Source organism: Streptomyces sp. NPDC007088, from assembly GCF_042869355.1.
In the GTDB taxonomy this organism is placed as follows: domain Bacteria; phylum Actinomycetota; class Actinomycetes; order Streptomycetales; family Streptomycetaceae; genus Streptomyces.
Window position 1 is genome coordinate 53,204 of sequence record NZ_JBIAFO010000015.1, and the last position, 18,970, is coordinate 72,173.

Here is an 18,970-nt window from a genome sequence, read left to right on the forward strand (position 1 = left end):
GCGAAGGCCGGAACGAGCGCGAAGGCCGGAACGAGCGCGTCGGCCGGGGGGCGGCGCGCGTCCGGGGTTCGCGGGGGCGGACCGGCTGGGACCCGCTCGGTATGCGCGACCTTCGCAAGGAGTGCGAGGAGGGGCTCGCGGACCTGCCGATCCCGGCCCCGTTCACGATCGAGGGCCTGATCGCGGCGATGGAGAGGGCCCGGGGCCGCCGTATCGTCCTGCGCGAACTGCCGGAACGGTTCGCCCGTCCGGGCGGCGCGTGCGGGCTGCGCCTGGCGACCCCCGAGGTCAGCCTCGTCCTGTACCGCCGCCGCCCGACCTCGTACCAGACCCAGCACGTCGTCCTGCACGAGCTGTGCCACGAGTGGTTCGACCACGGCACGAGCCCGGACGCCGGCCAACTGGCCCGCCTCCTCCCGGTGTTCGACACGGAGCTGGTCAGGAGAGTGCTGGGGGCGGGTGGTTCGGCGCAGGCGCGGGCGCAGTACGACACCCACGACGAGCGCGTCGCGGAACTCGGCGCCTCCCTCGTGCCCCGGATGGCGCGCGAGGCGGGCAGCGACGACATGGTCGGCCGCCTCACCAGCTCCCTGGCCCGCCCCGTGGCGCACCGCAGACGGGGCCGGCCGGGCCGGGACAAGACCTGACACACGGCTGACCCGACCGGGGAAGGGCCCGATACACGGCTGTCCCGGCCGGGGAAGGGCCTGGGGCGAGGAGCGCGCCCGCCCCAGTGACGACCGGATTTCCCGGGCCTCCCCCAAGGCTCACCCCCTAGGATCGCCGGGTGTCACCCTCCCCCCTCGACCTCGCCGGGTACGTCGTCGCCGGACTCATGACCGCCGTCGCGCTGTGGCGCCTGCCCGCCGCCCTGTGGGGTGACGAACAGGACCGCCGCAGGCGCGCCCTGTGGGGCTGCTACGCGGGTTTCGCCGCCGCCCTGTGGACGAAGACCCAGTACGTCCGCGTCACCCTCAACGACAGCGCGGTCACCGACCTCGCGGTCCTCGTGAAGCACTACACGGCGACCCTCGCGATCCTCGCCGTCCTCAGCTACATCGTGGCCGTCTACGGCCGCTACCCGGACGCGGGGAACATCCCGCGCCACGTACGGTTCGCGCGCACCGTGCAGCGGATCGCGGCGAAGGCGTCGGTGGCGACGCTGGTCCTGCTCACCGTCCTGTTCTTCACCGTCGTCGACCGCTCGCACCCCTCGGACCGCTTCGTCTCCGACCACGCGGGACAGTGGGGCGCGACGGTCTACATGACGGTGTTCTACGTGTACTTGGGCGCCGCCTCCGCCGTGTGCGCGTTCCAGTGGGGCCTCGCGACGGCCGACGCGCGCGGGCGGCACCTGCGGACCGGACTCGCCATGATGACCTTCGCGATGGTCATCGGCGTGGGGTACACGGTCAGCCGGACCCTGTTCCTGTGGATCAGCGTCGCGGACCAGCCGAGCGAGCGCTTCGCGCTGCGCTTCGACGAGGTGACGGAGGCGGCGCAGGTCGTCCTGTTCGTGTTCTTCGCGGTGGGCGCCTCGGTCCCGGCCTTCGGCACGGGCGTACGCCGGGCCAGGCTCTGGCGCTCGCAGGCGGCGCTGCACCCCCTGTGGCGCGACCTGATGACGGCCTTCCCCGAGCAGCCCTTCGCCGCGCCCGCCTCGCTGCCGCGCGAACTGCTGCGCGTGGACACCCCCGCCGACCTGCGCGTCGACCGCTGGGCGGCCGACATCGCGGACGCCGTCGAGCAGTTACGGCACTACGCGCCACCGGGCCTCGCCACCGCCGTACGGCGACAGGCGCCCGGTGACGAGGCGGCGGCAGCGGCCCTGTGGCTGCGGGCGACCCTGTCCGCGAAGCGGGCGGGCGCCGCGCCCGGCCCCCTGAGCGAGGGCCCGCCCGCACCGCCCTCCGCGGACCAGGACGACGAAATAGCCTGGCTGGTACGGGTGTCGGCCGCGTACCGAAAGGCCCCCGCGGCCGGCCGGCCCCGCGAGCCGAAGACCGCGCGCACGCCCCTGGAAAGGACAGAGTGAACACCACCCCGGCCCCCTCCCCCTCTTCCCCCTCCTCCCCCTCCGTGGACGACCCGACGAGGACCCTCCGGACGGCCCGCGCGGTCACGGACGTCTTCCAGCCCCGCAACGTCCTCCTCGTCGGCATGTCCGCGATCGGCCTCGCGGCGGCGGGCGACTGGACGGGCCTGCCCTGGGGCCTGCTCGGCGCGCTGTGCGCGGGCATCGTCCCGGCCGGCTACATCGAGTGGGAACGCGGACGCGGCACCTGGGGCGACCGCCACGTCGTGGACCGCACCAAGCGCGCCCCGATCTTCTTCGTGATCCTCGCGTCGATCGGCCTGGGCTCCCTCGTGATGGTGCTCGGCCACGCACCGCACGGCGTCCTCGTGGCGATGCTCGCGCTGTGGGCGATGACGGTGGTCCTCCTCGCGGTCAACACGGTGTGGAAGATATCCGTGGACGCGGCGGTGGCCTCCTCGGCCGTGGCCCTGCTCGCCGCCGCCGCGCACTCCCCGTGGTGGCTGGCCGGGTACGCGATGACGCTGGCGGTGTGCTGGTCCCGCGTGGCCCTCGGCTACCACACGCTCGGCCAGGTGATCGCGGGCGGAGCCCTCGGCGCGGCGACGGCGAGCGCCTACCTGCTGGGCTGAGGGCGGGGGCGGGGGCAGGCGCAGGCGCGGGCGGAGGTTACGGCGCGGGCGCAGGGGCAGGGGCGGGCGCGGGCGCACCGAACCGGGCCAGGCAGTGCCACACCTTCTTCAGGTCCTGCGGATCGTGGCGCCCGGCCCGCACGGCGTCCCCGGTGACCGGTGGCCTCGGCGCCCCGCGCCCCGGTGACCGGTGGCCGTCACGACCTCCCCCTCAGCGCACCGCCACCGACAGCACCACGTCCACCAGTCGCTCCGCCGCGTCCGGGCGCCCGTGCGCGCGGGCCCGTTCGGCCATCGCCGTGCGGAGGGCCGGGTCCGTCAGCAGCGGTCCCAGCGCGTTCTGGAGGGCGGGGAGGGAGACGTCGCCGGACAGGGACATCGCCGCGCCCGCGTCCTGCAAGTGCCGCGCGTTGTGCGCCTGTTCGTTGCCGGCCGAAGAGGCGAGCGGCACGAAGACCGCCGGGACGCCCAGGGCCGTCAGCTCCGCGATGGTGCCCGCGCCGCTGCGGGAGATCACCACGTCGGCCAGAGCCAGGACGTCGGGCAGCTCCGGGCCGACGTAGCCGGTGAGGTGGTAGCGCGCCGCCAGGCCCGGCGGCAGCGCCACCGCACGCTGCCGCAAGGCGTCCACGTTGCCGGGACCCGCCTGGTGGATCACGTTGGCGCGCTCCAGCAGCCACGGCAGCGCCTCGGCGACCAGATTGTTGATCTGCTGGGCGCCCTGCGCGCCCCCGGTGACGTACACGGTCGGCAGCCGCCGCTCGAAACCGTGCAGGCCGAGCGCGGTCACCGCCTTGTCCGCCCGGCCCGTCAGCACCTCGGGGCGGACCGGGTTGCCCGTCACGACCGCCGAGGCGCGGACGGCCTCCGGCAGCAGCGGGAGCGAGGACTCGGACGACACCGCCACGGCGGCCGCCGAGCCCGCGAGCTTCCGGTTGGCCAGACCCAGCCGCACCGTCTGCTCGTGCAGCACGAGCGGCCGACGGCACATGCGGGCGGCCAGCCCCGCCGGTACGGCGACGTACCCGCCGGTCGCGAGGACGACGTCCGGCCCGAACCTCTTGACGATCCGGCGGGCCTGGAGGACACCGAGCGGCACCCGGGCCATGTCCCGGACGTTCGCCGGGCTGATCATCTTGAGCGGGTTGGCGGACCGGCGGATCTTGCCGGTCACGACGGTCGCGAAGGGAATCCCCTCGGCGGGCGCGACCCGCGCCTCCAGCCCTTCGGGCGACCCGATCCAGAGCACTTCGAGGGAACGCCCCTCCGCCAGCAGCCGTGCCCGCAGGGTACGGACGGCCGTCAGGGCCGGATACGTGTGGCCACCGGTACCGCCCCCGGTCACGAGGAGGCGGAAGGGACGCGAGGAGGACTGGTTTTCGTTCACCTCGCGCACCCTACTGTCACGCGCCACCCCACGAGACCCGGAACCGGCACACCCCGCACCCGGGCCCCGTCACCGGAGCTGCTTCCGGCCGTTACTTCAGCCCACCCGCACGCAACGCGCCGACCAGCCCACCGAGCGCCTCGAACGAGAGCACGAGAGCCGGGCCACACGGACGCTTACTGTCCCGCACCGCCACCACCCGCTCCCCCGCGTCGACAACCCCGCACTCGACACAATCGCCCTGGATGCCGGACCCGGCAGCCTTCCACCAAGTGACGGACAATGTGGACGCGTCAGTGATCATGGTCATGATTGCTCCTCGTCTCTGTGTGCCCTCGGCGCGGAACGGCGCCGACCGTCTACTTCAGCCCGCCCGCCCGCAACGCGCCGACCAGCCCACCGAGCGCCTCGAACGAGAGCACGAGAGCCGGGCCACACGGACGCTTACTGTCCCGCACCGCCACCATCCGCTCCCCCGCGTCGACAACCCCGCACTCGACGCAATCGCTCTGGGTGCCGGACCGCGCCGCCTTCCACCAAGTGACGGACAACGTGGACGCGTCAGTGATCATGGTCATGCTCGTTCCTTATCTTTGCGATGCGTTCGGCGGAGAGTTCGACCGACAACGCGGCAGCACGTAGTTGCTCAAACGCCTGGCCGTACACGTCAACCTGCTCGGCGTCCTCGACATAGAGGGCTGACGTCAGGCTCTCCACGTGCACGACGTCGAGGTCGGGGTGGCCTTCGAAACCCAGCACCGAGTACGACCCCATCTGCCCCACATGCGGTCCGGCCCCCGACGGGAGCACCTGGAGCGTCACGTTCGGCCGCCGGGCCATCGCAAGCAGGCGCGCGAGCTGATCGCGCATGACGCCCTCGCCACACCGCGTGTGCAGGGCCTCCTCGCCGATGATCGCCCACAGCGTCATCGGGTCCTCGCGGCGGGTCAGCACGGCCTGCCGCGCGAGCCGGACCTCGACGAGCGCGTCGATCCGCTCCTCGATGGCGTCGGACATGCCGATCCTGGTCATGAACTCGCGGGCGTAATCGCCGGTCTGAAGGAGGCCCGGGATCAGGCCCATCTGCCAGGTCCGGAAGGACGTGGCCTCGTCCTCCAGGCTGATCAGATCCTCGTACACCGGGGAGAGCACCGCGCGATACGACTGCCACCAGCCCCGTTTCGCGCCCTCTCTCGTCAGTTCGATCAGGGCCGCGCGGAAATCCTCGTCGACCGGCCGTCCCAGGCTTCCGTACAGGTCGAGCAGCGCGTTGACGTCGGCGGGCTTCGCGGCTGTCTTCGCCCCCTCGATCCGGGACAGCTTGGAGACGTTGAAGAGTCCGCCGGACTTCTCGGCGATCTCCTCCAAGGTGAACTCGGCTCGCAAGGCGCGGAGTTTGCCGCCCAGTCGCCTTCTGCGCACCGTCGGGACGCTCACGCCGCCCCCTCCCTGTTGGTCGCGACCAGTCTGCCCGCTCCGGACACGGCCTGTCACCTGCGCTATCACCATGATGCACCACCCTCCGCAGGCATATGCGATTTTGCACATCGCCTGCGATTCTCTTGCGTGTGGGCAATACTGACACCCAGTCCGCTGGTTCAGATCAGCGCCCACACGATTAGGGGGCAGCATGGTCATGCTGCGAAGTCATCGTCCCTTAGCCGCTCCGGTGGCCCGTTCGGCACAGCTCGTCATGGCGAGCAGTCCCGAGTCCGTCACTCTCGCCCGCCGGTACGCGGCGGAAACCGTGAAACACCTCGCGCCGGACTGCCCGGACGAACAGGCTTACGACGTCGTCGTCCTGGTCTCGGAGCTGGTGACGAACGCCGTGCGGTACGGGACCGAGCCGGGGGACTCCGTCCTCCTCGCCCTGTCTTCGCGTGCCGGCCAGGTCAGGATCGAGATCCACGACCCGAGTCGTCGCCGCCCGCGTCGCCGGCGCACTCCCTCGCGAGGGCAGCGCGGAAGGGGACTTGAGATCGTGGACGCTCTCGCCCAGTCCTGGGGCACGGGCCACCGCCCGCTCGGGAAATTCGTGTGGGCGGTGGTGAGGTGGCAGAGCCCGGACGAGCCGCCCGGCGCCACCGAGTGAACCCGCACCCGTAGCGGAGAAGCGGGGGGGGCGGGGCCCGGGGGGGCGGGGGGGCCCCCCGGCCCCGGGGGGGGGGGGGGGGGGGGGGGGGGGCCCGCCCCCGCCCCCCCCCCCCGGCCCCCCGGGGGCCCCCCCCCCGGGGGGCGCCCCGGGGGGCCCCCCCGCCCGGGGGGGCCCCCGCCCCCCCCGCGTCCGAGGGGGCGGCCGTCGGCCGGTGCGGCGGGCCGCCCGGCCCGATTATGCCGCGCCGCCCCGATACGGCGCCCCGCGCGGCAGACGCACCAGCCGACGCCCGCCCCCACCCCGTACCAGAACAGGTCCGGCGCGTTGAAGGTGCTGCCGAGTACCAGCCGGGCGGCCGTACTCCGCGCCGACAACCCGGCCACCCAGGAGGCCAGTTGCAGCAGCTCCACGGCCCAGCTGAGCGCCAGCGCGACCAGTGCCGCCACCCGGTCGCCCACCCGTGGGGCCACGGCCACCACGAGCAGCGTCAGCAGCACCGTGTAGAGCGCGTCGCCCCCGTACTTGGTCACCGGGCTGCCCGGTGCCACGGCTCGGCCGCCGAGGGCCAGGGCGATCGTGAGCACCGCCGCGAGCACGGCCCACCAGCGCCTGCGCGCCGCGAGCGGGCCCGCACCGTCCCGCCCCGGCCCCCCGTCGCCATTCATCCGGTCACCCTATGCGCGCCCGGTGCACGCCGGGCGTTCACCTGAAGTCCGATTCCCGTCCCTAACGTCCCTGACGTCCGACCGCACCGCACGGGTCCGGCCACACACCACGGGAGTCAACGACATGCGCAGAGCCACCTGGACCACCACGCTCGGCGTCGCCACCGCGACCGCCGTCGTCACGATGGTCGTGAGCCCCACGCTCGGCGCCTCCGCCGACGCCCCGCAGCCGGCGAAGGCGAAGGCGAGCACGAGCGCGAAGGCGAAGGCGCGCAACGTCATCTTCATCAACGGCGACGGCATGGGCGCCGCCGCCCGCGAGGCCGCGCGGCTCAGCCTCGCCGGGCTCGACGGTGAACTGGCCATGGACAAGCTGCCGGTGGACGGCCAGCTCACGACGAGCCCGCACGACCCGAAGGCCGTCGTCACCGACTCGGCCGCCGCCGCGACCGCCTGGGCGACCGGCGAGAAGACGTACAACGGCGCGATCAGCGTGGACGTGGACGGCAACCCGCTGCCGACGCTCGGCGCGCAGGCGAAGGCCGCCGGCAAGCGCACCGGTCTCGTCACGACCGCGCAGGTCACCGACGCCTCCCCGGCCGCCTTCTTCTCCAACACCCCCGACCGGGGGCAGCAGGACGAGATCGCCCGCCAGTACCTCCAGGTCAGCAAGCCCGACGTGATCCTCGGCGGCGGCGAGGACTGGTGGCTGCCCAAGGGCAAGCCCGGCGCCTTCCCCGACCAGCCGAAGGAGGACCCCTCCGAGGCGAGCAAGGGCACCAAGGGCAACCTGATCGAGAAGGCCCAGGACAAGGGCTACGAGTACGTGAGCAGCGCCAAGCAGCTCGGCAAGGCCAAGGCGAAGAGCGGCAAGCTGCTCGGGCTGTTCGCGAACGAGGAGATGTTCCAGCAGAAGCCCGAGGGCCAGGGCGACGTCTACAGCCCCGTCGTGGACCTCGCGACCATGACCTCCAAGGCGCTCGACACCCTGGACAAGGGCAAGGGCGGCAAGAAGAACAAGGACGGCTTCTTCCTCATGGTCGAGGAGGAGGGCGTCGACGAGTTCGCGCACGCCAACAACGCGGGCAAGGTCATCGAGTCCGTACGGCAGTTGGAGAAGGCCGTCGCCGTGGCCCGCCAGTACGTCGCCACGCACCCCGACACCCTCCTCGTCGTCACCGCCGACCACGAGACCGGCGGCCTCGCCGTCGAGGAGAAGGACGACACCGACGAGTCCGGCACCGGCGTCTCCGCCGAGGACGGCCCCTTCGCCGTACGCGGCAGCGACAAGCAGTTCTACGTGGACTGGACCACCGGCCAGCACAGCTCGGTCGCCGTCCCCGTCACCGCCACCGGCCCCTCCTCGGACCGCTTCAACGGCAAGCACCCCAACACGTACGTCCACGAGGTCCTCAGCTCGATTCTCACGCGCCGCTGATCCTCCGCCCCGGCGCGGGCACCACCACCGGCCCCGTCGCGCGGACGCGGCGCCCTCCCCGGGCGTCTCCGCGCGCGGGGCCGCCGCCCTTCCCAGGACCCGCCCGTCCCCCGTACGGGCGTATACCCGCCCGTACAGGACGAAGTAGGACGACGGGCGGGCATAGCAAGCCTCATGAGTGGCCGTCCCGCGTTCCGACACCTGTCGAGGCCGGTGTGCGCGCTGCTCGTCGCGTTGTTCCTCGTCACGGCCGGGGTGTCCGGGGCCGTGACGTCCGGTGGGGCCGCCGGGGTGCTCGACCGGGTCTCCGGGGAGCCCGTGCCCGGGGACGGCGGGCCGGGAGAGCACGAACCCGGCCGGCCCGACCGCCCCGGCCGAGCGGACCCCCGGGTCCTCGCCCCGACGACGGCACGACGGGGCCTCAGGCGGTCACCGGTCCTCGCGGTCCCCCGGCACCTCGTCCTCCGGCCCTCCGTGCCCCCGCCCCTCCGGGTCCCCGGCATCCTCTCCCCTCGTTGCGTAGTGCTCCGCTGCTGAGCGTCCGAGGCGTCCCTCCCGCGTCCCGCCCTTCCCGGGCGGACGCGCCCACCTCGCACGGCAGCGCCGTGCGCGCCCGTAGCGCATCACACGGAACACCAGGGGAGACCCCGTCATGCCCTTCGACACCTACGCCGCCCTGCGCGCCCTCCTGCGCGCCGAGGCCAGCCGCGCCCGGCGCCGCGACGAGAACCCGGAGCCCGCGCCCAGCCCGGCGACACCGGAAAGCCGCGTGGAGCCGGGTGAGCCCCGTCAGCCCCACGAACCCCATCAGCCTCAAAAGCCCCACGAGCCTCAAGAGCCCCGTCGACTCCGCGAACCCGAGGCGGTGAGCGGCGGGGAACCGGTGGAATCCGGCCAGGCCCGTCCGCTGCGCGTCCGCCGTCCCGCCGTCCCGTCCGCCGCCCCCGGGCAGCGCCACCACCAGGAGCGGGAGCAGGGGCGTCTGGGGTGATACGGGGCCCGTGTCCACGCACCCGCCCGGGGGAGAAGCGGGAAGGCCGAGGTCACACGGGGTAGGAGGCGGGGTGGGGAACCGACCCCGCCTCAGCCGGCCGGAGGGCCGGACCTGGACACGACAGGGACGGCCCTCTTCCCGTACCGCCCCACCCCCGCTACGGTCCTGCGAACCCCGGGACACACAGGCGGCGCACAGACGGCGCACAGATGGCGCACAGACCGTGCGCGTAGGCCCGTACGACGCACCGCCCGTCGCCGCTCCGTGTCCCGGCCCGTCCCGTTCGCATCGGCACCCCCGAAAGGCCCCCTGTGAACGTCACCTCCCGAAGAACCGCCACCTCCCGGAGAACCGGCGCGCTGCTCGCCGCCGCCTCCCTCGCCCTGCCCCTCCTGCTGGCCGGCGCCCCCGCCGCCACCGCCGACGCCGGGCACCGCCCCGGCCAGGGGCACCGTCACGACCGGCCCGCCGACGACGCGCGGCGGCTGGCCGCGAAGCTGGTCGGGAAGTCCTCGGCCCACGACGCCTACCGCCACCTGCGCGCCCTCCAGGGGATCGCCGACCGCCACGACGGCCACCGCGCCGCCGGCTCCCCCGGGCACGAGCGCTCGGCCGACTACGTCGGGACGCTGCTCAAGAGCGCCGGGTACAAGGTCAGCTACCAGACCTTCGACTTCGTCTACACCGAGACGCTCGCCCAGAAGCTCTCCGTGCTCACGCCCAGTCCGCGCGAACTGAACCTGCGCGCGATGTCCTACACCAAGTCGACGCCCGAGGGCGGGATCGAGGCGGCCCTCGCCACCGTGCCCGTCGACGCCGACGCCACGAGCGGCTGCGAGGCCGCCGACTACGGGACGTCCGGCGCGTACACCGGGAGGATCGCGGTGATCCGGCGCGGCGGCTGCTCCTTCGCGATCAAGCAGGCCCTGGCCGCCGACGCGGGCGCGGTCGGTGCCGTGATCTACAACAACGAGGACGGCGAACTCTCCGGAACCCTCGGTTCCGCCGATGCCGCGCGTATCCCGACCGGCGGTCTCACCCGCGCCGAAGGGGAGGCGCTGGCCGCCGAGGCGGCGAAGGGGACCGTCACCGTCCGCTTCGACGTCCGCGAACTCCAGGAGCCCCGCACGACCCGCAACGTCCTCGCCGAGACACGCGGCGGTTCCGCCGGGCGCACCGTCATGCTCGGCGCGCACCTCGACTCGGTCACCGAGGGCCCCGGCATCAACGACAACGGCTCCGGCTCGGCCGGACTCCTCGAAGTGGCCCTCGACCTCGCCCGCACCCCCGGCCAGCCGCGCAACAAGGTCCGCTTCGCGTGGTGGTCCGCCGAGGAGAACGGGCTGCTCGGCTCCGAGGCGTACGTCGCGTCGCTCAGCCCCGCCCAGCGCGAGCGGATCGCGCTGTACCTGAACTTCGACATGATCGCCTCGCCCAACCCCGTCCAGTTCGTGTACGACGGCGACAACTCCGACGACGAGGGCGAGGGACCGGGCCCCGAGGGCTCCGCGCAGCTCGAACGCGACATCAACCGCTACCTCGACGGCCGCCGCTCCCCGCACGAGGGCACCGACTTCGACGGGCGTTCCGACTACGGCCCGTTCATCGAGGCGGGCATCCCGTCCGGCGGCACCTTCACCGGCGCCGAGGGCCTCAAGACGGAGGCGCAGGCGAAGAAGTACGGCGGCACGGCGGGCCTCGCCTACGACCCCTGCTACCACGCGGCCTGCGACACCCTGAAGAACCTCGACATGCGGGCCTTCGACCTCAACATCGACGTCATCGCGCACGCCGTGGGCACCTACGCGCACGACCTCGGCTCCCTCGAACCGGCGAAGGGCGCCGCGTCCCGCGCGGAGGCCGTGGAGACGTCGCCCGACGGGGCGCGTAAGAGGTGACGACGAACGGGCCCGCGTCCGGTACCTGACGCCTGGTCAGTGCCGGTAGGACGCGCGTTAGTGCCGGTGGGCGCGCGTCCATGCCGGTGATCACGCGTCGGTGCCGCTGCTGGCGCGTCAGTTCCGGTGCCCCGTCGTCGCCGTGCCGAACAACGACCGCGTGATCCCCGCTCGCGTTCCGTTCCCGTTCCCGGCCCCGCCCCCGCGCGGGCGGGCCGGGGCGGGGGCGGACCGCTCGGCGTGTGCCCTGAGCGCGGCCGGGTCGAGCGGGCCCATGCGCGAGCCGGGGGCCCGCAGCCGTACGGCCGCCGGCGGGGTCGGCGCGCCGTGCTCGCCGCACACCGTGACGACCGCCTCGCCGGTGCCGAGCCCGGTGAGCAGCTCCCCGAGGTCGTACGCCGATTCCGGGAAGTCCCGCACCGTCGCGCGCAGCGCCTCCCGGTCCTCGGCGGAGAAGGCGCGCAGCGCGTGCTGCACCCGGTTGCCCAGCTGCCCCAGCACGTCGGCGGGCACGTCCTGCGGGGCGCGGGTCACGAAGAAGATCCCCACGCCCTTGGAGCGGATGAGCCGCACCGTCCGCGTCACCGCCTCCAAGAAGGCCGGCGAGGCCCCGGAGAACAGCGGCTCCGCCTCGTCCACGAGCAGGACCAGCCGGGGCCGGCCCACGTCACCGACCACGGGCAGCGCCTCGTACAGCCCGGCGAGCAGCCACATCAGGAAGGCCGTCCACAGGGGCGGGTGGTCCCGCGCGGAGCCGGGTTCCAGGACGGAGACGAGGCCCTGGCCGTCCGCCGTGAGCCGCAGGAAGTCCGCCGGAGCGCACGCGGGGGCGCCGAAGAGGGCGCCCGCCGCCTCCCGCGCCTCGAAGGCCGACACGGCGCGCAGGACCGCCCCGGCCGCCCCGGACGGGACCCCGCCCGGACCGCCGGGACCACCGACGGTCCCGGTGTCCGTGAGGACGGCGCGCAGATCGTCGAGGCCCACGAGTTCGAGGCCCTCGGCGTCGGCGTACCGGAAGACCCGGGCCAGCGTCTCCTCCCCCACCGCGTCGAGCCCCAGCAGCCGCGCCAGCAGCAGCGGCCCGAGCCCCGTCACCGTCGCGCGGACGGGCACCCCCGCCCCGTCCGCGCCCAGCCCGTAGAACGCGGTCGGCCGTCCCGCCCCGGTCCACCGCTGGCCCACCTCCGTGGCCCGGCCCGTCACCCCCGTACCGGCCTCGCCGGGCTCCGCGATCCCCGACAGGTCGCCGCGCACGTCGGTGAGCAGCACCGGGACGCCCTGCGCCGAGAGCTGCTCGGCCAGGAGCTGAAGCGTCCTGGTCCGCCCGGTGCCGGTGGCGCCCGCGACCAGGCCGTGCCGGGTGAGCGAGGACAGCGGAAGCAGGACCTGCGCGTCCGGCAGGCAGCGCCCCTCCCACATCAGGGCCCCGAGATCCAGCGCGGGCCCCGCGAAGGCGTGCCCCGCCGCGATCTCGAAGGCCGGGCGGGGCAGCGCGCCGGCGGCCCTCTCCGGGACGGCCACCGGATCGGGTACGGCACTGAGATGGCGGGCACCGGGCCCGGAAGCGGGTCGGTCGTTCATGGGACACCTGCGTTCCGGTGAGTCGAGAGGGCCGGGGCAGCCGGGAGGACCGGCCACCGGACCAGGGGAGTCAAGAGGAACAAGGGGAACAAGGGGAACAATCGGAGGATCGCTGACAGGAGGCGCCAGGAGCTGACAGGGCCGAAGTACCCCGATTTGCCATGCCTTTTCCAGGCTCGCACTCCCCGGGCATGGCTGCGCCCGGAGAGCGGGGCCCGGTAGGCTTTCCGTGTGATCTTCAAGCGCATCGGAAACGGCCGGCCGTACCCCGACCACGGCCGGGAAAGCACCCGGCAGTGGGCGGACGTCGCTCCGCGCCCGGTCCGCCTCGATCAGCTCGTCACCACCAAGGGGCAGCTCGATCTGGAGACCCTGCTCGCCGAGGACTCGACGTTCTACGGCGATCTGTTCGCGCACGTCGTGAAGTGGCAGGGGGACCTCTACCTGGAGGACGGGCTGCACCGCGCGGTCCGGGCCGCGCTCCAGCAGCGCCAGGTGCTGCACGCGCGGGTGCTCGAACTCGGCTGACCGGCCGAGGGAGCCCGGCTCACGGCCGTACGGCCGTCCGTGAACGTTTTTGATCCGTTCGGGTAGGTCTGCGCCCACACTGCGCCCAAGTGGTTGATCATTAAGTAGGCATGGCTCCACAGCGGCACTACGCTGCGCTTATGAGCATGCTCACTCCCCCCGGCATGGGCGGTAAGTACCGCATCACGGGGGACAAGTTCCCCCACATGCGCCGACGGCCCCGCGGGCGCGGCCGGATCGCTCTCGTCCTCGCCGCGAGCGCCGCCGTCCTCGGCCTGCTCGGCTGGGGGACCTTTCAGCTCATCGGCGTCTTCGTCGACGGCGGCACCGCCGACGCGGCCTCCGGCCCGAAGCACTGCCCCCGGCCCTCGGCGCGGCCCGCGCAGGTCAAGAAGGTGCCGGCCCCCGACCAGATCAAGGTCAACGTCCTGAACGCGACCCCGCGCGAGGGGCTGGCGAAGAAGACCGCCGACGAGCTGAAGAAGCGCGGCTTCACGATCGGCGAGGTCGGCAACGCGCCGAAGACCTACGACAAGAAGGTCAAGGCCGCCGGTCTCCTGCTCGGCGCGCCCACCGCGAGCGGCGGCGCCTTCGACGTCCTCGGCACCCAGCTGACCGGGGCGGGGACGCGCACGGACACCCGTAAGGGCGGGGACGTCGACCTGATCATCGGCGACGGCTTCAAGCAGCTCACCACGCCCGCGGCGGCCTCGAAGGCCCTCGCGACCCTGCGCGCCCCGGCCCCGGCGCCCGCGCCGAAGTGCTGAGCGGGGCGGGCCGGGACTGAGCGGAAGGCCGGGACCGGACCGGGCGCGCGGGGGGCACATCGGGCGCCGCACCGCTCCGGCCCGCCGGTCTCGCGGGTCCCGCGCCGGTCCCGCGCCGGTCCCGCGCCGGTCCCGCGCCGGTCCCGCGCCGGTCCCTCTGACGGCGGGTGGTTACTCCGCCGCCCCGTACATGCGGTCCCCGGCGTCGCCGAGGCCCGGCACGATGTAGCCGCTCTCGTTGAGCCGCTCGTCGACGGAGGCCGTCACGACGGTCACCGGCGTACCGGCCAGTTCGCGCTCCATGATCTCAACGCCCTCGGGCGCGGCGAGCAGGACGACGGCGGTGACGTCGTCGGCGCCGCGCGCGATCAGCTCCTTGATCGCGGCGACGAGGGTGCCGCCGGTCGCCAGCATCGGGTCGAGGACGTAGACCTGCCGGCCGGAGAGGTCCTCGGGCATCCGCGTCGCGTAGGTGGAGGCCTGGAGCGTCTCCTCGTTGCGGACCATGCCGAGGAAACCGACCTCGGCGGTGGGCAGCAGCCGCACCATTCCGTCGAGCATCCCGAGCCCGGCACGCAGGATCGGCACGACGAGCGGACGCGGGTACGAGAGCTTGACACCCGTCGTGGTGGCGACGGGGGTCTCGATGTCGACCTGATCGGTGCGCACGTCCCGCGTGGCCTCGTAGGCGAGCAGGGTGACCAGCTCGTCGGCGAGGCGCCGGAAGGTGGCCGAATCGGTGCGCTTGTCGCGCAGCGTAGTGAGCTTGTGCGCCACCAGGGGGTGGTCGACGACGTGAATCCGCATGTTCTCCACAGTAACCGGCGGCCGGACACGCTCTCACCGGCATCAAACCAGCCTTACGAGGGAACGGAACCGGAACAGGGTCGCGGCCGGGGGCCACGGAAGGCACCGGGCCCGCCAGGAAGACGCCGGGAACACACCAGTCCGGCCAGGGACGAGGCGGTGGCGAGGTGCCGGAGGAACCGGGGGCGCGGCGGCGGGAACCCGGGCCGCGGGACGAGGAAGCAACCCGGGAGCGGGAGCAGGACGCGGGCCGCAGGAGGCGCCGGGCCCAGTTCCTGCGCGAGCTGAACGAGGCGAAGGAACTCCGGGACCGCGTCCAGCCGCGCCGCGCGCGAGCGGCGAGAATGCGCCAGCAGATGCGGATGCGCACGTTCCGCTGGTGACGCGCCCGCCGGGCACGCACACCAGCGGGAACCGAGAGGACGCGCGACCACCGAGGCCGTGAGGACGCGCGCGCCCTCCCGGGTACGGGCCCGCCGGGCGACACGACCGCCCACGTACGCCCATGTACAGAGGCCGCGGAGGCGCGCGCCCGCCCGGGTACGCGCCCACGCGGGGACCCGGCCGCCCGCGTACGCACACCCGCACAGGCCGCCGAGACGCGCGCCCGCCGGGATACGCACGCCCCGGCCGTCCCCGCCCCCGCCCCGACTTCTGGGAGTACGCCCCGGGCGCACGGCTCCGGCGACGACGGCCCGCCGCGCGCCCAGCCGGGCGGCCCGCCGGGACGTACCGCTCCACAACCACCCCAATGCCGCGCCCGTCGGCGCGGCCCCTACCGCGATCCAGGGGACACGGCGCAGACTCTTGCCGGACGGGACACGGACACAGGAGTCGGAACCCTTCACCTGCCGCCCGCGTTTCTGCCACGATTCGATGGGACGGGGACCTTCGCACCGCATCCCCGCCCCGACCCCCGCCGGGGAACACCTCACCGGCACGCCTCATACCAGTGGGAGAGTCACGGTGTACTTCGCCGCACTGCTCGCGCGCACCGAAGACGGGTGGGAAGCGAGCGACACGGAGCTCGACGATGTGGAGGCCCTAGCGGACCTCACCGACCTGGCCCGGGAGTTCGCGGACCGTACCGGGGCCGACGACGAGACCGTCCTCGTCTACATCGAGCAGGAGGAGGGTGCCTGGTTCGGACTCGTGCGCGTGGACGGGGAGGACGATCCGCGTATCTACGTCTCCGACGCGGCGGCGGCCTCCCGCAGCTCGTACGGGGAGATCCTGCTCACCGACGAACTGCTCGGCCGCGACCCGGGCGCCGCCGACCTCGCCGCCGACCTGGACGCCCTCGACCTCGACGGCACGGAGGAAGGGGAACCGGAGGCGGCCGAGGACCCGGAGACCGTGGCCGGCTACTCCCCGCCCGCCTCCGAGGACACCGTGCCGCCGGGCCCCCTCGGCGACCCGGGCATCCTGTCCGACCTGGGCATGTCCCGGGCGGATCTCCTGACCGTCGACGAGAACGACCCCCTGACCGCGATCGGCGACGCCCTGGGGGTGTCCGACGTGGCGGAGGCCGTGCGCTGAGTCCCCGCCCGGACCCTCGGGGGCGGAGCGGTGCCTCCGCCTGTGCGAGCGTGGAGACGTGACCACCTCCGCCCCCGACCCGGGCCGCCCCCCGAGCTCCGCCCCCGGCCCCGGCCGCCCCGAGAACCCCGCCCCCGACCCCGCCCGCCCCGCGGCCTTCCCGCCCCCCGATCCCGTACGCGACCCGTGGCGCGCGTCGATGCGGGCCGCGCTCGCCGAGGCGGACGCGGCGGCGGGGGCCGGTGAGATCCCGGTCGGCGCGCTCGTGCTGTCCCCGGACGGCACGGTCCTGGGCCGGGGCCACAACGAGCGCGAGGCCACCGGTGATCCGACCGCCCACGCCGAGGTCCTGGCGCTGCGCCGGGCGGCGGCCGCCGCCGGCGAGTGGCGGCTGACCGGCTGCACCCTGGTGGTGACCCTGGAGCCGTGCACGATGTGCGCGGGCGCCGCCGTCCAGTCCCGCGTCGACCGCGTCGTCTACGGCGCCCGCGACGCGAAGGGCGGAGCGGCCGGCTCGCTGTGGGACGTCCTGCGCGACCGCCGCCTCAACCACCGGCCCGAGGTCGTGGAGGGCGTCCTCGCCGAGGAGTGCGCCGCCCCCCTCACCGCCTTCTTCCGCACCGGCTGACCGCCCCCGGCCGCCCTCCGGAACCGATTTCGGCTCGGGCCCACCCATGGGCTAGGATCTCTCTCGGTAGCGTGTCCGAGCGGCCGAAGGAGCTCGCCTCGAAAGCGAGTGTGGCGTAACCCGTCACCGTGGGTTCAAATCCCACCGCTACCGCCAGCAGAACCGCCCCCGACCTGGGAGAACAGGTCGGGGGCGGTTTTTTTGCGCCCGCCCGGGGGGAAGCCGGGGGCCGGTCACCTCCCCCGCCCCGCGCCCGCCCGTTCCCGCTTCGCTCACCGCGGCCGGGGACGCGGCGCGGGCGGGGTCCGCTCGCGGAGTGGCCGTGCCGCATCCCTTGACCTCGCCGAGGAACCGTCACTAGCCTTCCGTGCGCTGTGCATTCGTATGCACGATCGCGAGTTCCTCCCTGCCGGATTCCGGCTTCGTCCCACCTCAGAGGGTTGTGTCTGGACAGCCCCGTAGTACACAGCCGTAGGCACATCGACCCGGCGCCCCGCTCCACCGGCGCCGCTGCGTGCGCGGTGCGCGCGACACTCCACACTTCTTTGAGAGAGGTCCAGATGGCGATGGCAGCGACAAGTGCCGAAGGAACACCGCCGCCGACCGACCCGAAGACGACCCGGACCGTCATCGCCGGGAGCGTCGGCAACTTCATCGAGCACATCGACGTCGGCCTGTACGGCTATCTCGCCCCGGTGATGGCCGACAGCTTCTTCCCCAGCCACAACCACACGGTGTCGCTGCTGAGCACGTACGGCGTCTTCGCGCTCGGTTTCCTGGTGCAGCCGGTGGGCGGCCTGATCTTCGGCCGCATCGGCGACCGGGTGGGCCGCCGTACCGTGCTGATCACTACGATCGTGCTCATGGGCGTGTGCACCACCTGCATCGGCCTGCTGCCCGGGTACGGGACGATCGGTCTCGCCGCTCCCGCCCTGCTCCTCCTGCTGCGCATGCTCCAGGGGGTCGCCAACGGCGGTGAGTACGGCAGCGCCCTGACCTTCCTCATCGAGTACGCGGGACGCGGACGGCGGGGGTTGTACATCGGCTTCGCCTCGATGGGCGTGTTCGGCGGGCTCCTGGTGGGCGCGGGCATGTCCTCGCTCACCTCGGCCCTGCTCACCCAGGAGCAGATGTCGGGCTGGGGCTGGCGGCTGCCGTTCCTGACCGCGCTCCCGCTGGCGGCGCTCGGTCTGCTGCTGCGGTCCGGCATCGACGACACCCCGGAGTTCCTGGCCTCGCGCCGGGAGGGGCGCATCGCGAAGACCGCGCCGGTCATGGACACCTTGCGTACGCAGTGGCGGGTGCTCCTGATGTTCACCGCCGGCGCGATGACCAACGCCGTCCTGTCCTACGTCTGGGTCACCTACCTGCCCCAGTGGCTGGACTCCGAGGGCGGGCTGAGCCACAGCGCGGCCTTCGCCTCCAACGCGGTCGCCCTCGCCGTCTACCTGCCGTTCCTGGTCCTGGCCGGCTGGCTGTCCGACCGGATCGGCCGCAAACCGATGCTGCTGACGGGCTGCGTCTGCGTCGTCGTCCTCGTACCGCTCAGCTTCCTGATCGCGCACGGCCAGACCTTCGGCTCCGCACTCCTGGCCCAACTCGTCTATCTCGTACCCGAGTTCTTCATCGCCGTACCGCTGGCGGCCTGGCTGCCCGAGATGGTGCCCACCGAGGTACGGGTCACCACGACGGCGCTGGGCTTCAACGTGCCGTTCTCCCTCTTCTCCGGCACCGCGCCCCTGGTGGCCACCGCGCTGGTGGGCTGGACCGGTTCGCTCTACTCGGTCTGCCTGTACCTCGGCGGGCTGGCCGTCATCTCCTTCCTCGTCATCCTGTTCGGCATGCGCGAGACCGCGCACGGCTCGCTCGCGGCCGGGGCGGTGGACACCGGCCCCGCCCCGGCGGCCCTGGCCACCTCCCGTCCGGGCCGGACGGACGAGGCCCCCTCCCCGATCCCGTCCCCGCAGAAAGGATGA

At 73.6% G+C, this 18,970-nt stretch carries 18 protein-coding genes, 1 tRNA gene and 1 pseudogene; 13 read left to right on the top strand and 7 right to left on the bottom strand.

All coding sequences use genetic code 11. The annotated features are described in order from the left end of the window. Nucleotides 1-101 precede the first annotated feature (101 nt). The 3 genes from ACFYMP_RS22830 to ACFYMP_RS22840 all read left to right on the top strand — a co-directional run bounded on the left by ACFYMP_RS22830 (nucleotide 102) and on the right by ACFYMP_RS22840 (nucleotide 2,667). Entirely contained in the window at nucleotides 102-647 is a 546-nt protein-coding gene (locus tag ACFYMP_RS22830) for a toxin (RefSeq protein ID WP_388860654.1), read from the top strand. A 188-nt stretch (nucleotides 648-835) separates the two neighbouring features. Beyond that, nucleotides 836-2,035: an MAB_1171c family putative transporter gene (locus ACFYMP_RS22835; protein WP_388860927.1), complete on the top strand. Its 1,200-nt coding sequence runs from the start codon at nucleotides 836-838 to the stop codon at nucleotides 2,033-2,035. 44 nt (nucleotides 2,036-2,079) lie between these two features. Next, nucleotides 2,080-2,667 (top strand): hypothetical protein, encoded by a 588-nt coding sequence (locus ACFYMP_RS22840; RefSeq protein ID WP_388860930.1) that lies wholly within the window; start codon nucleotides 2,080-2,082, stop codon nucleotides 2,665-2,667. Between the two features lie 211 nt (nucleotides 2,668-2,878). Here ACFYMP_RS22840 and ACFYMP_RS22845 read toward each other — a convergent pair whose 3' ends face one another. From ACFYMP_RS22845 to ACFYMP_RS22860, 4 genes are all read right to left on the bottom strand, one after another. Continuing rightward, a complete protein-coding gene (locus ACFYMP_RS22845) occupies nucleotides 2,879-4,054 on the bottom strand; it encodes a glycosyltransferase (protein WP_388860657.1) in 1,176 nt (391 codons plus the stop codon). A 91-nt stretch (nucleotides 4,055-4,145) separates the two neighbouring features. Next, nucleotides 4,146-4,364 carry a DUF397 domain-containing protein gene (locus ACFYMP_RS22850; RefSeq protein WP_388860660.1) on the bottom strand — a complete coding sequence of 73 codons (219 nt, stop codon included), beginning with the start codon at nucleotides 4,362-4,364 and terminating at the stop codon, nucleotides 4,146-4,148. 49 nt (nucleotides 4,365-4,413) lie between these two features. Continuing rightward, nucleotides 4,414-4,632 (bottom strand): DUF397 domain-containing protein, encoded by a 219-nt coding sequence (locus ACFYMP_RS22855; RefSeq protein WP_388860663.1) that lies wholly within the window; start codon nucleotides 4,630-4,632, stop codon nucleotides 4,414-4,416. Next, the gene (locus ACFYMP_RS22860) at nucleotides 4,616-5,491 is read right to left on the bottom strand and encodes a DUF5753 domain-containing protein (RefSeq protein WP_388860666.1); all 876 of its coding nucleotides are present in this window, start codon (nucleotides 5,489-5,491) and stop codon (nucleotides 4,616-4,618) included. Before ACFYMP_RS22860 ends, ACFYMP_RS22855 begins: the two co-directional genes overlap by 17 nt. 232 nt (nucleotides 5,492-5,723) lie before the next feature. Between ACFYMP_RS22860 and ACFYMP_RS22865 the strand changes: the two genes are divergently transcribed. After that, nucleotides 5,724-6,146 (top strand): ATP-binding protein, encoded by a 423-nt coding sequence (locus tag ACFYMP_RS22865; protein ID WP_388860669.1) that lies wholly within the window; start codon nucleotides 5,724-5,726, stop codon nucleotides 6,144-6,146. Nucleotides 6,147-6,499: 353 nt separating this feature from the next. Here the strand turns inward: ACFYMP_RS22865 and ACFYMP_RS22870 are convergent. After that, nucleotides 6,500-6,814 (bottom strand): annotated as a pseudogene (locus ACFYMP_RS22870) (DUF2809 domain-containing protein); the annotation flags it as partial. A 124-nt stretch (nucleotides 6,815-6,938) separates the two neighbouring features. Here ACFYMP_RS22870 and ACFYMP_RS22875 point away from each other — a divergent pair. Continuing rightward, a complete protein-coding gene (locus ACFYMP_RS22875; RefSeq protein WP_388860672.1) occupies nucleotides 6,939-8,252 on the top strand; it encodes an alkaline phosphatase in 1,314 nt (437 codons plus the stop codon). A gap of 1,305 nt (nucleotides 8,253-9,557) precedes the next feature. Continuing rightward, nucleotides 9,558-11,144, top strand: a complete 1,587-nt coding sequence (locus tag ACFYMP_RS22880) for a M28 family metallopeptidase (protein ID WP_388860675.1) — start codon at nucleotides 9,558-9,560, stop codon at nucleotides 11,142-11,144. 117 nt (nucleotides 11,145-11,261) lie between these two features. Here ACFYMP_RS22880 and ACFYMP_RS22885 read toward each other — a convergent pair whose 3' ends face one another. Continuing rightward, a complete protein-coding gene (locus ACFYMP_RS22885; protein WP_388860678.1) occupies nucleotides 11,262-12,725 on the bottom strand; it encodes a helicase HerA-like domain-containing protein in 1,464 nt (487 codons plus the stop codon). 231 nt (nucleotides 12,726-12,956) lie between these two features. Here ACFYMP_RS22885 and ACFYMP_RS22890 point away from each other — a divergent pair, with 231 nt between their 5' ends. Both ACFYMP_RS22890 and ACFYMP_RS22895 read left to right on the top strand, forming a co-directional pair. Next, a complete protein-coding gene (locus tag ACFYMP_RS22890) occupies nucleotides 12,957-13,253 on the top strand; it encodes a type II toxin-antitoxin system VapB family antitoxin (protein ID WP_003955420.1) in 297 nt (98 codons plus the stop codon). A 140-nt stretch (nucleotides 13,254-13,393) separates the two neighbouring features. Continuing rightward, nucleotides 13,394-14,020 (top strand): LytR C-terminal domain-containing protein, encoded by a 627-nt coding sequence (locus tag ACFYMP_RS22895; protein ID WP_388860681.1) that lies wholly within the window; start codon nucleotides 13,394-13,396, stop codon nucleotides 14,018-14,020. A 171-nt stretch (nucleotides 14,021-14,191) separates the two neighbouring features. Here the strand turns inward: ACFYMP_RS22895 and upp are convergent, their stop codons facing one another. Further along, nucleotides 14,192-14,827 (bottom strand): uracil phosphoribosyltransferase, encoded by a 636-nt coding sequence (gene upp, locus ACFYMP_RS22900; RefSeq protein WP_388860684.1) that lies wholly within the window; start codon nucleotides 14,825-14,827, stop codon nucleotides 14,192-14,194. A 167-nt stretch (nucleotides 14,828-14,994) separates the two neighbouring features. Here upp and ACFYMP_RS22905 point away from each other — a divergent pair, with 167 nt between their 5' ends. The 5 genes from ACFYMP_RS22905 (at nucleotide 14,995) to ACFYMP_RS22925 (ending at nucleotide 18,970) form a co-directional block, all read left to right on the top strand. Beyond that, nucleotides 14,995-15,210 carry a hypothetical protein gene (locus tag ACFYMP_RS22905; RefSeq protein WP_388860687.1) on the top strand — a complete coding sequence of 72 codons (216 nt, stop codon included), beginning with the start codon at nucleotides 14,995-14,997 and terminating at the stop codon, nucleotides 15,208-15,210. 583 nt (nucleotides 15,211-15,793) lie between these two features. Further along, on the top strand, nucleotides 15,794-16,366 hold the full coding sequence (locus ACFYMP_RS22910; RefSeq protein WP_388860689.1) for a hypothetical protein: 573 nt from the start codon (nucleotides 15,794-15,796) through the stop codon (nucleotides 16,364-16,366). Nucleotides 16,367-16,565: 199 nt separating this feature from the next. Beyond that, on the top strand, nucleotides 16,566-16,994 hold the full coding sequence (gene tadA, locus ACFYMP_RS22915) for a tRNA adenosine(34) deaminase TadA (protein WP_388860933.1): 429 nt from the start codon (nucleotides 16,566-16,568) through the stop codon (nucleotides 16,992-16,994). A 65-nt stretch (nucleotides 16,995-17,059) separates the two neighbouring features. Further along, nucleotides 17,060-17,150, top strand: a tRNA-Ser gene (locus ACFYMP_RS22920). 410 nt (nucleotides 17,151-17,560) lie between these two features. Then, the gene (locus ACFYMP_RS22925; RefSeq protein WP_388860692.1) at nucleotides 17,561-18,970 is read left to right on the top strand and encodes an MFS transporter; all 1,410 of its coding nucleotides are present in this window, start codon (nucleotides 17,561-17,563) and stop codon (nucleotides 18,968-18,970) included.

Bases quoted from the DNA above. Each gene is read 5' to 3' on its own strand.
- ACFYMP_RS22830 (WP_388860654.1), top strand. From the start codon at position 102: ATGCGCGACCTTCGCAAGGAGTGCGAGGAGGGGCTCGCGGACCTGCCG.
- ACFYMP_RS22835 (WP_388860927.1), top strand. From the start codon at position 836: ATGACCGCCGTCGCGCTGTGGCGCCTGCCCGCCGCCCTGTGGGGTGAC.
- ACFYMP_RS22850 (WP_388860660.1), bottom strand. From the start codon at position 4,364: ATGACCATGATCACTGACGCGTCCACATTGTCCGTCACTTGGTGGAAG.
- ACFYMP_RS22855 (WP_388860663.1), bottom strand. From the start codon at position 4,632: ATGACCATGATCACTGACGCGTCCACGTTGTCCGTCACTTGGTGGAAG.
- ACFYMP_RS22875 (WP_388860672.1), top strand. From the start codon at position 6,939: ATGCGCAGAGCCACCTGGACCACCACGCTCGGCGTCGCCACCGCGACC.
- ACFYMP_RS22885 (WP_388860678.1), bottom strand. From the start codon at position 12,725: ATGAACGACCGACCCGCTTCCGGGCCCGGTGCCCGCCATCTCAGTGCC.
- ACFYMP_RS22895 (WP_388860681.1), top strand. From the start codon at position 13,394: ATGAGCATGCTCACTCCCCCCGGCATGGGCGGTAAGTACCGCATCACG.
- upp (WP_388860684.1), bottom strand. From the start codon at position 14,827: ATGCGGATTCACGTCGTCGACCACCCCCTGGTGGCGCACAAGCTCACT.
- tadA (WP_388860933.1), top strand. From the start codon at position 16,566: ATGCGGGCCGCGCTCGCCGAGGCGGACGCGGCGGCGGGGGCCGGTGAG.
- ACFYMP_RS22925 (WP_388860692.1), top strand. From the start codon at position 17,561: ATGGCAGCGACAAGTGCCGAAGGAACACCGCCGCCGACCGACCCGAAG.